Consider the following 14,332-nt stretch of genomic DNA (forward strand, 5'->3'; position numbering starts at 1 on the left):
ATAAAAAAGACCGCTTAAGCGGTCTTTTTTTCAGGTTGTATTAAACCAAACTTTTCCTCAATCCTGTTAATGAATGTAAGGAATTCATTATTTCCTTGTTGATCTGTGCAACTTTCTATAATTTCCTCGCATGTACTATTTCCCCATAATTTTTCAATTAAATTACTTTTTTTAATGGCGATATAATTGGATAGAAGAGGAGTTAAAAGTACTTTTTGATCAGAAAAATTATCAGGGGTGTAGCTAAGTCTGTTATTAGATACTCTTAATATGACATTAGGATGTAGATAGTTCTCACACTCTCTTTTGGTAGTTAAATGAAAAATAATATTTGGATATTTAATCTGCGATGCTAGATTCTGTTGGTACTTAGGGCAGTTGTTACCATCATTATCAGAATCAAAAAATACAGCCCAAGGTTTTTGAAGTGATTCAATTAACTTATAGTTAACCCAATGTTTTAAATTATCACTTCCTCCACTTATTAAAAGTTGTACATCTAGTTCAGCGATGTAATCTTTTTGAATTAATCTATTTTCTGCAAATTTTGAAAATATGTGTTTTAAAAATACAACATCAGAAACACCTTCAACGAATATATATCCTCGACATTGAGGATTAGAGATATTACCAAAAGGATGTATACCTAAATCTTCACTGATTGATTGTAAAATGTCATTGCAATCTGCATGTGCAATGACATGCTGATTTGTTTCATCTTTTGTGATGTATCTTAAACTGGTTATAGGCATAAGCCCTGCTAAGGCTGGGGTGTGAGTAGTTACTAATATTTGAGTTTTGGGCAATATGGATAAATCTAGAAGAGCCTTTATTAACATCTCCTGATAATCGGGATGTTGTGAGGTTTCAGGTTCTTCAATTGCATAAATAATTGAGCGACCATCTGCTTCTAGAAATTTTTTCTCTGCTTCTGCTCTAAAAAAGTTTAGGAGAATTAATCTTCTTACTCCACTTCCTCTTTTATTGACAGGAATACCTTGTTCAGAGGCTAAAGCCATTGAAAAAATTGACTCCCATTTAGGTTCTTTTGAAAAATTTGGAATCAAATCTCTCGCTAATGCTGAATCCATTTCTGATAATTTTTCTAAAGTTCTTCCAGCGACATCTTCAACTTTTGTTTTGATATGTTCCTGAATAGCATGTAATTGTGGTTGAATTTCAGATAGCGCATGTCTAATTGCCAGTTTCATTGGATCTTGGACTTCACTATCTTGGTCGCTACTATTGCGGTCTGATTTAAATAAAGCATAAATAGGTAAGAAGTTCTTTAAGGCATCCCAAACATTTTTTGCATCTTCTTTATTTAATGGAATTTCTTTGGGCTGAAAAGTAAGAGGTTCTGATTGGAATAAATATTGCCTTAAAGAAGTATTAGATCTTTGGTCTTGAACTTGGGATATATCTAGATTTTTTGCCTTAAGCAATGTTTTTAACTCTGCATTTTTCAAAATTATCAAATTATCTAAGCCACTATTATTTGGATAGTTGGCAATCAGACATAAGTCAGTTGATATTTTTTGGCTTATACGAAAAGTTTTTTTTATTTCTAAGTAGCCCTCTGAATTTAATAAATGTTCATCTTGTAAAGTTGTGACAGATGTAGCATCAAGTATTAGAGAGGTTGGATTATCATCAAAAATACATGTTATTGAAACATTATCGTCTTCGGCACAATTCACACATTTATCACTCTTATCCAAAGAAGAGTTCTCAAAGAAAATATCTAGTGCTTCTAAAATAGTAGATTTACCCGCATCATTTTTTCCAATGATTCCTGTTAAATCTGAATCAATATTTATCAAGTTTTCGTCTTGATATCCCCTAAAATTTTCTAATTTAATTGCTATTAATTTCATAAAAAAATTTCTTTTTTAAAATAATTTGGATTAAAAATGATCGAACTTTTAATTTAGCATTCTGTTGTATAAATTAAAAGCTAAAGCTGATATGGTTTTTAAAAGATTAAATAAAAGGTCTTTTAAAAGGTCTTTTAATTGGTTATCATTTGACTATTGTTTGCATATCTAGGACATTAACCAATATGAACAATATTATCCATTCACGCTTTGTCGCAAGTGTTTCCGACCTTAAAAAGAATCCAATGGAAGTCGTAAACAATGGCTTTGGCGAAGCAGTTGCCATCTTAAACCGCAACAATCCAGCATTCTACTGTGTCCCTGCGGACATGTATGAACGCTTGATGGATTTAATTGAAGACAAAGAACTCCTTAAGCTTGCTGAAGAAGCACAAACAGAAGAAACCGTAAAGGTAAGCCTAAATGACCTACGAGCTCGAGTTCACAAAAACCGCGCTTAAAAAGTTCGATAAACTCAATCCGCAAATTGCGGAACAGTTTATTCGTAAGCTCGAAACCATTTTAGATAATCCCAAGATTCCGAAAAACAAACTCAGTGGGTCGGTAGACTTATATAAAGTCAAACTCAGATTGGCTGGCTATCGCTTGGTTTACTAAGTGATTGATGCAAAAATTGTGGTTTTAGTACTAGATGTAGATCGTAGAGATACAATCTATAAGAAAATGTAAAAAGACTGCATAAGCGGTCTTTTTAGTGCTAAAAATTATGAATTATTCATCTGATTCTTCATCATCTTTCGCTTCTAAATTAGCCTTTTTAAGACTATTTTCAAAGCGTTGATCTTCTTTATATTTATCAATAGATTTCTTTGCTAACTCATCCATGCTTCGCTTGAATTGAGAAGAACATTCCTCAACAATCTTTACTCGTTCTTCAGCAACAAGTTGATAATCATTAGCTTTCCATTGTTCTAAAGAATATGATTTACTTTGGTAAACACAGCTTTTTGATGAGAGGTTAACATGCCTAGCACCAAAAAATAATGCATAACCATTTTTAACTGATTTATCTGACTTTTCATAAATCAAACTCCAATAAGGACGAGTAGGTTTTACAAAGAAACCTAGAAGATATTTATCTTTAATATATGGATGGTCTTTTAAAATTGTATCTTTGTAATTTTTAATTGCTGGTTCAATATCAAAAAGTGGATTTTTCAGTTTTTCTTTGTCTGTAATATCTTCGATCAAACTTCCTTTAATATCTTCTTTAGAACTTCCCGCCATTGAACCACCCACCAATAAAAGTAAAGTCGTTTTCGCAGCGGTTACTTTTACAGAGTCAGAAAATTTTACAATTCTAAGCTGTGTTGAACTTTCATAAGCACCGTCATCTGCATCATTTGACTTCGCTGAACGTTCAGCAATACTCTGTGAATTATAAGTTGGTAATGAAGTAACGGTTTTGTAATCTGCAAAAGCTAAGGTATTCGAAAATAAAAGAGCCGTTATTAAAAATAGTTTATTTGTCATAGTAAAAAATTGAATTTATAAATTTTGGGAAAAGATACAAGAAAATACTTAAAATTTCAAAAAATACATAACTAGATAATACGAAAGTTTTTTCAAGATGTTTCATTCGTCATAAGAAGAGTGAAATAGAAAAAATGGCACGCTTTCTGCTTCTTCTTTAGTAATACAAATTTCAATTTTTGTAATACTCAAGTGGAGATGCGCATGATCAAATCGAATAGCAAAAAAACAATGCATCCTATTGTTCAATTTGTAGTTGAACTTCTAAGCGCACGTGCAGGGTTGCACATCAAACAACAAACAAAAACACCAAAAAAGGAACAGCGCCGTGGCTAAAACCAAATTGGCACGGATTAGCATTACCTTGCCCGAAAAAACACTCAATGCACTCGATTTACGCATAGTCGAAGAACATTACGAAAATCGCTCACAAGCCATTGTCGATATGATTCATCAACATCTTATTGCAGACTTTGCAGAGTCAAATGCAGTGATGGTGGGTACATTAACACTGCTTTATGACGTTAGCTCAAAACCGCTAAGAACACAGCTTATAGACTTACAACAACAATATCTTACGCAGGTCATTAGCTCACTTCACATTCAACTCGATGATAACAAAGTCATGCAAGTCATGCTCATGCAAGGTTTGAGCACAGACTTACAGAAAATTAGTAAACAATTTATCGCACTCAAAGGTGTCATAAAAGGGCATTTAGAACTTATGGATGCCGTGATGCCACCTATACCACAAAATTCAGATTTAACAGGGGGTTAAAATGCAAAATTTATGGACTATTCAACAATGGAAAGACGCATATACAGAAGGTTTAATTCAACTTTCTGACCTCGTTGAATACGTCAAAAATATAAAAAATGATGACAATGCTTGGATTTCAATTGCCACAGAACAACAGCTTCAACAGCAAATCAATGCACTGCAAAAGCTCGATCAAAACTTACCACTTTACGGTGTGCTATTTGCGGTAAAAGACAATATAGATGTAGCAGGTTTTTATACAACAGCAGCATGTAAAGAAGCCGAATATCTTGCTGAAACAGATGCATTTGTGGTGCAAAAATTGAAACAAGCTGGGGCAATTGTGGTGGGAAAAACCAACCTAGACCAATTTGCAACAGGCTTGGTGGGAGTGCGTTCACCTTATGGCGCAGTAAAAAATAGCTTTAACTCTGAATATATTAGCGGTGGGTCAAGTTCAGGTTCTGCTGTTGTTGTCGCAAAAGGTATTGTGCCATTTTCACTCGGAACAGATACCGCAGGTTCTGGTCGAGTACCCGCAGGACACAACAATATTATCGGTTTAAAACCAACCAAAGGCTGGTTTTCAACTTCGGGTTTAATTCCTGCTTGTCGTACCATTGATGTCATTTCAGTTTTTGCTTTACATGTTGAAGATGCTTGGACGGTTGCCGATATTATGCAAGGCACAGATGAGCTAGATGATTACTCAAGAAAGCATCCTGAAAATGTGCCATCTCAGTTTTCAAAAGGTAAAATTGCCATTCCCAATATGCTGGAATTTTATGGTGATGCCGAATCTGAAAAAGCATTTTTAATTGCGATTGGACGTGTAAAAGAACTTGGTTATAGCGTAGAAGAAATTGATTTTTCACCATTTAACCAGTTGGCATCTGCTTTGTATAATCGTTCTTGGGTTGCTGAGCGTACCAATGCAGTGCAAAAAATGGTTGCACGTGAGCAAACACATCCCGTCATTCATCACATTATTAATCAAGCAGATCAATTCAATGCGGTTGATGCTATGCAAGATGAATATGACCGTAAAAAATTAGAAAAAATCATCAATCAATCGCTTGAAAAATACGATGCGTTAATGGTGCCAACTGCACCAACAATTTACAAAATTGCAGATGTTGAAGCAGATCCATTCATTAAAAACAGCCACATGGGAGCGTATACCAACTTTGTAAACTTTGCCGATTTATCTGCTTTGGCATTGCCGAATGTGATGCGTGCAGATGGTTTACCAAGTGGTGTCACTTTTATTTCACAAGCATGGATGGATGAAGCATTAGCGAAGTTTGGTCAAATTTGGCAACAAAAAACAGCGCTTACTTTAGGTACATCCGATATCAGCTTTAATCCAACAGCATCTTTAAAGTCTGAACATTTTGTAAGGTTGGCAGTTGTTGGAGCGCATTTAACAGCTATGCCACTGAATTTTCAAATTGTGCAGCGTTACGGCACGCTTATCGAAAAAACGCTGACTTCTGAACATTATCAATTATTTGCACTAAAAAATACCACGCCACCTAAACCAGGTTTACAGCGAGTAGCGCATGGTCGTGCCATTGAAGTCGAAGTTTGGGAAGTACCACGTTCACGTTTTGGCGATATTGTGGCTGAAGTTCCTGCACCACTCGGTATTGGCAATGTGGAATTACGTAATGGCACGTGGGTAAAAGGTTTTATTTGTGAAGGATATGCATTGGAAGATGCGGAAAATATCAGTCACTTTGGGGGATGGAGAGCCTTTATAGAGTCTAAGGCAATCGTAAATACGAAGTTTCAATGTTTGAATATTGGGGAAGTTGTAAAATGATCAAAAAAGCATTTTTATCGGCATCAATTGTATCTGCAATTGTATTAGCGGGCTGTGATAACACAGCAAAAATTCCAGAGCGTTCTGATAAGGCAGCAGGTGCAGTAAATACGACACCAATTACCATTGGTTATAGTGATTGGCCAGGTTGGGTGGCATGGCAAGTGGCCATTGAAAAAGGTTGGTTTAAAGAAGCGGGTGTGAATGTCGAATTTAAGTGGTTCGATTATTCAGCGTCAATGAATGCTTTTTCTGCCAATCAATTAGATGCAATCTCCGTGACCAACGGGGATGACCTAGTGATTGCATCGGGTGGTACGAAGGGTATTATGATCATGGCAACGGATTATTCCGCAGGGAATGACGTTATTATTGCCAAAGCGGGTATTCAGAGTATTGCCGATTTAAAAGGCAAATCCATTGCTGTTGAAAAAGGTTTGGTCGATCATCTTTTATTAAATACGGCTTTGGCAGATGCAAAAATAGCGCAAACAGATGTGAAACTGGTTAATGCTGTGACCAATGAATTACCGCAAGTATTTGCAAGTCCGGATGTTTCAGCCATTGCGGTGTGGCAACCTGTTGCAAACCAAGCGTTGAAATCGGTTGCTGGTTCTAAAATTATCTACTCATCAAAAGATAAACCAGGACTTATTTATGACACTTTAACCGTGAATATGACACATTTATCTAGCCATAAAGAAGAATGGAAAAAAATCATTCAAATTTGGGATAAAACTGTTAAATATATTCAAGATCCTGCAACACGTGCAGATGCCTTGGATATTATGTCTAAACGTGTGGGGCTAGCACCTGAGCAATATTCGCAGTTTATTGATGGCACGCATTTACTTGATTTAGAAGCCAATAAGAAAGTATTTACCAAAGGTCAGGGTTTCGATTCAATTTATGGTTCAAGTTATCATGTGAATGAATTTAACGTACTGAATGGTGTTTATACGACAAAGGTAGATGTAGATGGATTAATTTATCCTGCATTAATTGAAGAATTAAAATAAAATAGCGCAAAGAAAAAGGGATAATTTATTTATCCCTTTTTTATATTGATTAAATATGAGTGCTTTTAGAAAACACATTAATAATAACAATTCCTGCAACCATAAAAGTTAGTCCAATTAATGCAGCTGCATCTAAATGTTGTTTAAATACAATAAAGCCAACAAGTGAAATTAGAACAATTCCTGCACCCGACCATAAGGCATAAGTAATTCCAACAGGAACCGTTTTCATGGTGATTGCTAAAAAGTAAATGGCAATGGCATAACCAATAACCGTAATACTTGCAGGAAGCATTTTGGTGAATCCATTCGATGCATTTAAGGCTGAGGTTGCAATAACTTCAGCAATAATCGCAATGATTAAATAAATATATGCAATATTCATGTGAACCCCGATATGAATGAAATAAAAATGCCTTTGAACATTCAAAGGCATTGAATGAGGTTTTTTATTTTTGTGTACTTACTTTGGTCATACGTGGAATAGTCGGTAACTCTGCAAGTGCAGGGTCTAGCTCATCTTCATCGGCATGTACAAGTTGATCTACTTTCTTTCTTAATGCTTTAAATTCCGCAGTGAGCATAAGCTCAGACTCACGTGGTCTGGGTAAATTGACTTCAATAATTTCTTTAATTTCACCAGGATTTGCTTTTAAAGCGACAATACGGTCTGCAAGTAAAATTGCTTCATCCATATCATGCGTCACAAAAATAATGGTGATATCAATGTTTTGCCACAAATCCATGAGATGTTTTTGCATTTTTTGACGCGTATGTGGATCAAGTGCACCAAAAGGTTCATCCATAAGTAGAATTTTCGGTTCATTAACTAAGGCACGAGCAATTGCAACGCGTTGTTTCATACCACCTGAAAGTTCATGTGGATACTGGTTTTCATATTTTTCTAAACCAATAATATTAATCCATTCACGTGCTTGAGATTCGGCAGATGGGTTGCTTTCGCCTTTCATTAAAGGTCCAAACATTACGTTTTCTTTTACAGTTTTCCATGGGAAAAGCGTATAGCCTTGGAATACCATGCCACGCTCAGGACTTGGACCTGTAATAGGTGAACCATCCACTAAAATCTCACCCTCTGTATAAGGGTCTAAACCTGCAACAACACGGCTAAAAGTCGATTTACCACAACCAGATGGTCCGATGACACAAATAAATTCTCGCTTATGAATTTTTAAATCAAGTGCATTTAAAATGGTGCGTTCAGTTTTACCATGTTTAAATTTTTGGGTCAGTTTTTTTGCTTCTAGGATGACAGGACGTTTATAAATTTTGTCAAAGTATTCACGTGAATCAAAATCTTGAATTGTCATTTTATACTCCTGTTTTCCATTTAAATAGACGTTGCCCAATTTTCATTAAAACCACATCGCAAATAAGACCAATTACGCCAATAATAAGGATTGCAGCAAAAACATTATCAAAGTGTTGGTAGCGTGCTTGTTGGGTAATAAACCAAGTAATGCCAGAAGTACTTCCAATTAACTCTGCCACAATGAGGTATGTCCATGCCCAACCTAAAAGTACACGTAAGTTACGGTAAATTTCAGGTAAAGCCGCAGGAATAACCACATGAATTAGGCTTTTAAATTTGTTCGTACCTAACGTAAAACCTGCTTCAATTAAGCTTTTATCGACTAAGCGGGTGGTATTTGCGATGATAAGAACCTGTTGAAATAATGTACCAATGACAATAATGGCAATTTTTGGTGCATCATTGATCCCTAAAATAGCAACAGCCAAAGCGCCAAAAGCAGGTGCAGGTAAATAACGGAAAAACTCAATAAAAGGCTCAGTTAATTGAGATAATTTATTTGAAAATCCACATAAAATACCTAGGGGTAAACCAATGAGTGATGAAATAAAAAATGCAGTAAATACAATTTTAATACTGTGCCATAAGCTTTCATGAAACCAAGGTACATTGGTCTGTGCTGGTGCTGTTGTAAATGCAGTAACCAAAGCTTTAGCGACTTCATGAGGTGCTGGTAAGTAAATAGGATTGACAACCATCCCTTGAGGTGGTGCAACACCTTGATCGACTGCTAATTGAGCTTCTTTGTAGAAAATTTCTTTATCTATACGGCTATCAATTTGCAAATAAGCCACACTTCCAGAATCTGTGATTTGTACTTGCGGATGCCAAATAAATGGCAAATAGCTGACAGCACACCAAATTAAAATAGGTATTAAAAATGACCCCAAACCCCATAAAACTTTTTGTTGTGGACTGAGTTCACGTGCAACGTATCCCATGCTTGCTGTCCTCAATATTACTTTTTTGAAAAATCGTAATATTTTTAAGCAAATAGGATGCCAATTTTCTATGTGTTAAATCTTTAATTTAAAATTAGATTTTGTTGAGCTTGAATCGACATTCATTAAAAAAATGAAAAGACTAGAATTAAATTATAGTTATTGAATTGATAAGAATTAATCATGTAAATAAGCCACAAACATCATCATGACAAGCGTAGAGTATTCTAAAATTAAACACTTTGGATGGTATGGCTGTGTCTTGGATCGTATTTACTTTAATGGCTGCATTTATGCAAGCTTGGAGAAATGCATTTCAAAAACAACTAAGTACAACTGTTGATGTTTATGGTGTAACTTTAGCGCGTTTTATTTTTGCTTTGCCATTCGCAAGTGTCTATTTATATAGTTTGTACCATCACTATCCCATACAAGAACATGTGACATTTACTGTAAAGTTTTGGGTTTATGTCAGCATTGCAGCACTCAGCCAAATTTTAGCGACCATTTTAATGGTGCAATTATTTAAGCAACGAAATTATGCGATTGGTGTTGGACTAGCGAAAAGTGAAGCAATTTTTGCTGCAATTATTGCATTTATATTTTTAAGTGAAAAATTATCATTTCTTGCTTGGTTGGGGGTGTTGATTGGAGGATATGCTGTTTTCTTATTGAGTAAAGCACCTCATCAGCAGAAGTTATCTGTTAAAACCTTAATGATAGGCGTGGGAAGTGGTTTAAGTTTTGCTGTTACATCGTTATTGGTACGTGAAGCAAGTTTGGAAATAAGCCAGTTGCCTGTTTTACATCGTGCATCTTGGGTGTTATTTACGGTCATATTCATACAATGTGTAGTCATGTTGACCTATTTAAGTTTGTTTAGCCGAAAAACACTATGGGCAATGTGGCAACGTGTAGGGTTAACATTTCGTATTAGTGTATGTAGTTTTCTAGCATCCTTAGGTTGGTTTACTGCAATGAGCTTACAGACAGTAGCAATTGTAAAAACTTTAGGTCAAATTGAGATTTTATTTAGCCTACTTATTTCAGCTTATTTCTTTAAAGAAAAATTAGAAGTCAAAGATAAATTTGGTATTTTATTGGTGGTGATTGCGGCTATTTTGGTGATTAGCATGTAATTGAAAAATAAATAAATATGTGTGATATTTAAGCTAAATATATGTTTAGAATTTTAATTCATGAAGCTTAAAGAATTAAGTTTTACAGATTTGATTGCTATTTTTTCTGCAATTTCTATTTTGGTTTCTATTGCGTCACAAACGTATTTCTATTTTCGTTTAGATGCGCTGTGGATTTTATCATTTTTAACACCCTCTATATATTTCATAGAAGTCATTCGGGTGATGATTCTTTTTATCTTAATTTTTTTCAATGTGATATGTATAGAACAGGTATTTAAGTGGGGGCTTAAATATATAGTAAAAAAGAAGCGAGTTAGGTTGTCTACTTATGAAAGTACTTTTGATGTATTGAATAAAAGCTATAAAAAATACGAGACTAATCAAACGATATTTTTTGGAGTCATTGTTTGTGTTGAATGGATTTTACTGGATTATTTTATTGGTTATTTTAGTATTACGATTTTTGTTTTTGTATGTGCAATTTCAGGATTAATTCTTGCATTATTAATAGATAAAACTTTAGATAGAATAGTTCGTTTTGTAACATTAGGATTAATTATCTTATTTATAACCGCATTAAATGGTGAATTAAAAATACGTGAGTTAAAGCAAACCCCAAAAGTATTTGTCAAAGATAATCCAACTTATGAATATAAAGTTTTAGAAGTAATACAAAACCGAGTGATAGTATTCGATGATAAAAAGACAAATATTGTAATAAAAATTGTTCCAATAGATGCCATAGAAAAGATTGTTGTAGAAAAGCGCTCAAATTAAGAGTTTTCATTCACTCTTGTGAAAAAAAACAGTATCCTACTCATGTAAAAAGGAGCATACATGTATCAAGTACTCGCGCGTAAATATCGTCCTCGTAATTTTAATGAATTAGTAGGTCAAAACCATGTTTCACGTGCTTTAACCAGTGCACTAGAACGTGGTCGTTTACACCATGCGTATTTGTTTACAGGTACTCGCGGTGTAGGTAAAACGACTATTGCACGTATTTTAGCGAAATGCTTGAACTGTGAAACAGGCGTAACATCAACGCCGTGTGAAGTATGTCCTACGTGTAAAGCGGTAAATGAAGGTCGTTTTATCGACTTAATCGAGATTGATGCTGCATCACGTACAAAAGTAGAAGATACACGTGAACTTTTAGATAATGTTCCTTATGCTCCAACACAAGGTCGCTTCAAAGTTTATCTTATCGATGAAGTACACATGCTCTCTACGCACTCATTTAATGCTTTGCTTAAAACATTAGAAGAACCGCCTGAACACGTTAAATTTTTATTTGCGACAACAGATCCTCAAAAGCTTCCAATTACAGTCATTTCACGCTGTTTGCAATTTACTTTGCGTCCACTTGCTGTTGATGAAATTACAACACATTTAACTGATATTTTAGCGAAAGAGAATATTTCGTCAGAACAAGATGCGCTTTGGCAAATTGCCGAATCTGCACAAGGTTCATTACGTGATGCTTTATCTTTAACGGATCAAGCGATTGCTTATGGTCAAGGTGAAATTCATCACCAAGATGTTAAAGAAATGCTTGGTTTAATTGATCGTACGATTATTTATGACCTAATTTTAGCAATACATCAAAATCAAAAAGCACGTGTAAGCGAATTGTTGATGCAATTTAGACAACAAGCGCTAGATGTATCTATGGTTTTAGATCAGCTTATTTCAACATTACATGAGCTTGCTTTGTTGCAATATCTGCCAGAGTTAAGCCTAAAATATAGTGCTGAAATTAATAAGAAGATCATGCAACTGTCTCAGTTAGTATCTGCTCAAGATTTACAACTGTATTATCAAATTACCTGCAAAAGTCGTGCAGACTTACAGCTTGCTGTTACGCAAGAGCAAGGTTTTGAAATGTGTGTTTTACGTTTGTTGGCGTTTAGACCATTACAACCAAATGAGGTTGTAGTAAATACACAAAAAACCATTCAGCAAACGGAGCAGATAGACGCTGTACAACTACAGACATCCTTACCCACGCAAGCTTTGGTTGTAGAACAAACGACGACTGAATATGTTGTAGATGTGCCTATGGCGGAAGAAAAACAGCCAGTCGAATTAAAACAACAAATTGAAAATCAAGATTCATCTCAAAATAATGTAGATCAAATTGTTTTTGATCCATCTACAGGTGATACGTTATTTGGTTTAGATGAATCTGAAGTGGAAGAAACAGTTCATCAGGCAGATGAACCATCAAGTGATGATTTTTTAGAAGAAGATTTTAGCCTAAGTAATTTTGATGAACAGCCTATTACTCAAGCTTCCAATACTTCAGAACAAAGTAAAGACGTTTCACAAGATGTTCTAGAAGTAGAAGTTGTAGAAACAATTGCTTCACCAAAGATAGAAGCACACGTTGAAGACGTGATTGTTGAAGTTACGCCGGTAGAAAAAACATCTTTAATGCCACAAGATATTTTGCGCTTACAAGATCAAGTCTTGGATGGTGAATGGAGTGTTGAAAAGTGGGAGTTTTGGTTTAGAAATAGTGGACTTTCACCTGCAGTTCAAGAAATTGCACAATATGGCGTAATGCAGGGTCAAATCGATGGTGAATCCATATTCCATGTGCCGAATCAGTATCAACATTTAGTCACACAAATGCAGGCAAATTTAGAAGATGCATTAAAAGCTCAATGGTCGAATACGTTATTTAAAATTCAATATGGTGATGTTGACGGGATGACGCCGTTTGCGATGCAGCATGACCGTAAAGAGAAAGCATTTCAACGTACAGTAGAATTGTTAAATGCTGAACCAATTGTTCAAGATTTAATGAAGACTTTTGATGGTGAATTGCAGAATATTCAAATTAAGTTGTAATTTTTTATTAATAATGAATATATAAAAAAAACAGGCTCTTGAGCCTGTTTTTTTTAAATTTTAAATCTAATTAAAGATTAGAAACGGTAACCAAGACCAACAAAAGTTACGATTGGGTTGATTTCAACTTTACTTTTACCTGTGATTAAAAGATCTTTGTTTTTGTCCAAAATTTCAAGTTTTGCATTTGTAGACAAATGAGCATAAGAAACTGATGCGGTTGCGAACCAATCTTTATTAATGTTGTAATCAACGCCAGCAACAACAACAGGAGCAAAAGCATCTTCAACAGTTACATTACCTAAACTTGGTTTCATAAGTGCTAATGCACCAGTATTTAATGCAGCATTTACACGATCGCTATCGACATCAATATCGCTGAAATGAGCATACATTACACCACCACCTAAGTATGGGCGAATTTTACTATCTACAGTACCAAATTGGTATTTAGCAAGAAAAGTAGGCGTATATGCTTTAGTGCTTGCAACTTTATCAAGTTTACTTAAATCTGGACCAACACCAGAAGCACCTGGAATAGGAGCTTCCGCAAGACCAGCACCAGATAATTTCATTTTAGGTGGAGCACCTAAAACCATTTCAAGTGAAACATTATCATTTACGAAATAATCAAGTGTTAAACCAATAGTATCAGCCTTTTGCACTTCAAAACCAGCGCCAGCAGAATAGCGAGAACCTGATAGAATAAGACCATCATTTGCTGCAGTATTTGTTACACCTTGAGCAGAGCTTTGCGGCATTACATGTAACCAACCTGCAGAAACACCAAAAGTTTTACCATCTGAAGTTGCGGCATGAGTTGCTGTAACAGCAGTTAAGCCTAAAAGTGCAAGTGGGAGAATCGTTTTAATTGAAGGCTTCATATATGTCCCTTAATAGAAGTAGAAGTGTGTTTTGAAATTACTGCAAAGTTTAGGGATTTAATTTTGAAATAAAATATTTAGTTAATAAAAATTACACAATAATCAAAGTTTAGCTGAAACGGTGATAATCAAAAATCTTTGTAAAACATGAATATATATTTTTAGATAATATTAAAAACATTATAAGTTATTGTTTTTATT

At 34.9% G+C, this 14,332-nt stretch carries 14 protein-coding genes and 1 pseudogene; 9 read left to right on the forward strand and 6 right to left on the reverse strand.

Annotated elements, in window-relative coordinates; all coding sequences use genetic code 11:
- Window positions 1–14: 14 nt before the first annotated feature.
- On the reverse strand, window positions 15–1,877 hold the full coding sequence (locus AC5YDH_RS06520) for an AAA family ATPase (protein ID WP_496117864.1): 1,863 nt from the start codon (window positions 1,875–1,877) through the stop codon (window positions 15–17).
- A 185-nt stretch (window positions 1,878–2,062) separates the two neighbouring features.
- Between AC5YDH_RS06520 and AC5YDH_RS06525 the strand changes: the two genes are divergently transcribed.
- Window positions 2,063–2,338: a type II toxin-antitoxin system Phd/YefM family antitoxin gene (locus AC5YDH_RS06525; RefSeq protein ID WP_067766621.1), complete on the forward strand. Its 276-nt coding sequence runs from the start codon at window positions 2,063–2,065 to the stop codon at window positions 2,336–2,338.
- Window positions 2,301–2,567, forward strand: a pseudogene (locus AC5YDH_RS06530) (type II toxin-antitoxin system RelE family toxin). The gene AC5YDH_RS06525 and the pseudogene AC5YDH_RS06530 overlap by 38 nt, the downstream one beginning before the upstream one ends.
- 42 nt (window positions 2,568–2,609) lie before the next feature.
- Here the strand turns inward: AC5YDH_RS06530 and AC5YDH_RS06535 are convergent.
- Window positions 2,610–3,371, reverse strand: a complete 762-nt coding sequence (locus AC5YDH_RS06535) for a hypothetical protein (protein WP_496117866.1) — start codon at window positions 3,369–3,371, stop codon at window positions 2,610–2,612.
- A gap of 204 nt (window positions 3,372–3,575) precedes the next feature.
- Between AC5YDH_RS06535 and AC5YDH_RS06540 the strand changes: the two genes are divergently transcribed.
- The 4 genes from AC5YDH_RS06540 to AC5YDH_RS06555 are packed head-to-tail and all read left to right on the forward strand — an operon-like array spanning window position 3,576 to window position 6,975.
- Complete coding sequence (locus AC5YDH_RS06540; protein WP_496117868.1) at window positions 3,576–3,707, forward strand: hypothetical protein; 132 nt, start codon at window positions 3,576–3,578, stop codon at window positions 3,705–3,707.
- The gene (locus tag AC5YDH_RS06545) at window positions 3,700–4,149 is read left to right on the forward strand and encodes a CopG family ribbon-helix-helix protein (RefSeq protein ID WP_496117870.1); all 450 of its coding nucleotides are present in this window, start codon (window positions 3,700–3,702) and stop codon (window positions 4,147–4,149) included. The genes AC5YDH_RS06540 and AC5YDH_RS06545 overlap by 8 nt, the downstream gene beginning before the upstream one ends.
- Before the next feature lies 1 nt (window position 4,150).
- Entirely contained in the window at window positions 4,151–5,956 is a 1,806-nt protein-coding gene (atzF, locus tag AC5YDH_RS06550) for an allophanate hydrolase (protein ID WP_496117872.1), read from the forward strand.
- Window positions 5,953–6,975: an ABC transporter substrate-binding protein gene (locus AC5YDH_RS06555; RefSeq protein WP_496117874.1), complete on the forward strand. Its 1,023-nt coding sequence runs from the start codon at window positions 5,953–5,955 to the stop codon at window positions 6,973–6,975. The genes atzF and AC5YDH_RS06555 overlap by 4 nt, the downstream gene beginning before the upstream one ends.
- 49 nt (window positions 6,976–7,024) lie before the next feature.
- Here AC5YDH_RS06555 and AC5YDH_RS06560 read toward each other — a convergent pair whose 3' ends face one another.
- The 3 genes from AC5YDH_RS06560 to AC5YDH_RS06570 all read right to left on the reverse strand — a co-directional run bounded on the left by AC5YDH_RS06560 (window position 7,025) and on the right by AC5YDH_RS06570 (window position 9,249).
- Complete coding sequence (locus AC5YDH_RS06560) at window positions 7,025–7,360, reverse strand: DMT family transporter (RefSeq protein WP_496117875.1); 336 nt, start codon at window positions 7,358–7,360, stop codon at window positions 7,025–7,027.
- Window positions 7,361–7,424: 64 nt separating this feature from the next.
- Window positions 7,425–8,306 carry an ABC transporter ATP-binding protein gene (locus AC5YDH_RS06565; RefSeq protein ID WP_496117876.1) on the reverse strand — a complete coding sequence of 294 codons (882 nt, stop codon included), beginning with the start codon at window positions 8,304–8,306 and terminating at the stop codon, window positions 7,425–7,427.
- A 1-nt stretch (window position 8,307) separates the two neighbouring features.
- Window positions 8,308–9,249, reverse strand: a complete 942-nt coding sequence (locus tag AC5YDH_RS06570) for an ABC transporter permease (RefSeq protein ID WP_496117878.1) — start codon at window positions 9,247–9,249, stop codon at window positions 8,308–8,310.
- 251 nt (window positions 9,250–9,500) lie between these two features.
- On the opposite strand from AC5YDH_RS06570, the gene AC5YDH_RS06575 reads away from it, so the two are divergent.
- The 3 genes from AC5YDH_RS06575 to dnaX are packed head-to-tail and all read left to right on the forward strand — an operon-like array spanning window position 9,501 to window position 13,247.
- Window positions 9,501–10,388 (forward strand): EamA family transporter, encoded by an 888-nt coding sequence (locus AC5YDH_RS06575; protein ID WP_496117880.1) that lies wholly within the window; start codon window positions 9,501–9,503, stop codon window positions 10,386–10,388.
- 60 nt (window positions 10,389–10,448) lie between these two features.
- A complete protein-coding gene (locus tag AC5YDH_RS06580; RefSeq protein WP_496117885.1) occupies window positions 10,449–11,168 on the forward strand; it encodes a hypothetical protein in 720 nt (239 codons plus the stop codon).
- Between the two features lie 60 nt (window positions 11,169–11,228).
- Window positions 11,229–13,247: a DNA polymerase III subunit gamma/tau gene (dnaX, locus tag AC5YDH_RS06585; protein ID WP_496117886.1), complete on the forward strand. Its 2,019-nt coding sequence runs from the start codon at window positions 11,229–11,231 to the stop codon at window positions 13,245–13,247.
- 77 nt (window positions 13,248–13,324) lie between these two features.
- Here dnaX and AC5YDH_RS06590 read toward each other — a convergent pair whose 3' ends face one another.
- Window positions 13,325–14,131, reverse strand: coding sequence for an OmpW/AlkL family protein (locus AC5YDH_RS06590; protein WP_496117887.1), 807 nt, complete (start codon window positions 14,129–14,131; stop codon window positions 13,325–13,327).
- Window positions 14,132–14,332 lie beyond the last annotated feature (201 nt).

Source organism: Acinetobacter sp. FY683, from assembly GCF_059515885.1.

Excerpts from the sequence above, each read along its gene's own strand:
- AC5YDH_RS06555 (WP_496117874.1), top strand. The coding sequence starts at position 5,953 with ATGATCAAAAAAGCATTTTTATCGGCATCAATTGTATCTGCAATTGTA.
- AC5YDH_RS06575 (WP_496117880.1), top strand. The coding sequence starts at position 9,501 with ATGGCTGTGTCTTGGATCGTATTTACTTTAATGGCTGCATTTATGCAA.
- dnaX (WP_496117886.1), top strand. The coding sequence starts at position 11,229 with ATGTATCAAGTACTCGCGCGTAAATATCGTCCTCGTAATTTTAATGAA.
- AC5YDH_RS06525 (WP_067766621.1), top strand. The coding sequence starts at position 2,063 with ATGAACAATATTATCCATTCACGCTTTGTCGCAAGTGTTTCCGACCTT.
- AC5YDH_RS06580 (WP_496117885.1), top strand. The coding sequence starts at position 10,449 with ATGAAGCTTAAAGAATTAAGTTTTACAGATTTGATTGCTATTTTTTCT.
- AC5YDH_RS06520 (WP_496117864.1), bottom strand. The coding sequence starts at position 1,877 with ATGAAATTAATAGCAATTAAATTAGAAAATTTTAGGGGATATCAAGAC.
- AC5YDH_RS06540 (WP_496117868.1), top strand. The coding sequence starts at position 3,576 with ATGATCAAATCGAATAGCAAAAAAACAATGCATCCTATTGTTCAATTT.
- AC5YDH_RS06570 (WP_496117878.1), bottom strand. The coding sequence starts at position 9,249 with ATGGGATACGTTGCACGTGAACTCAGTCCACAACAAAAAGTTTTATGG.
- AC5YDH_RS06560 (WP_496117875.1), bottom strand. The coding sequence starts at position 7,360 with ATGAATATTGCATATATTTATTTAATCATTGCGATTATTGCTGAAGTT.
- AC5YDH_RS06535 (WP_496117866.1), bottom strand. The coding sequence starts at position 3,371 with ATGACAAATAAACTATTTTTAATAACGGCTCTTTTATTTTCGAATACC.
- atzF (WP_496117872.1), top strand. The coding sequence starts at position 4,151 with ATGCAAAATTTATGGACTATTCAACAATGGAAAGACGCATATACAGAA.
- AC5YDH_RS06565 (WP_496117876.1), bottom strand. The coding sequence starts at position 8,306 with ATGACAATTCAAGATTTTGATTCACGTGAATACTTTGACAAAATTTAT.
- AC5YDH_RS06590 (WP_496117887.1), bottom strand. The coding sequence starts at position 14,131 with ATGAAGCCTTCAATTAAAACGATTCTCCCACTTGCACTTTTAGGCTTA.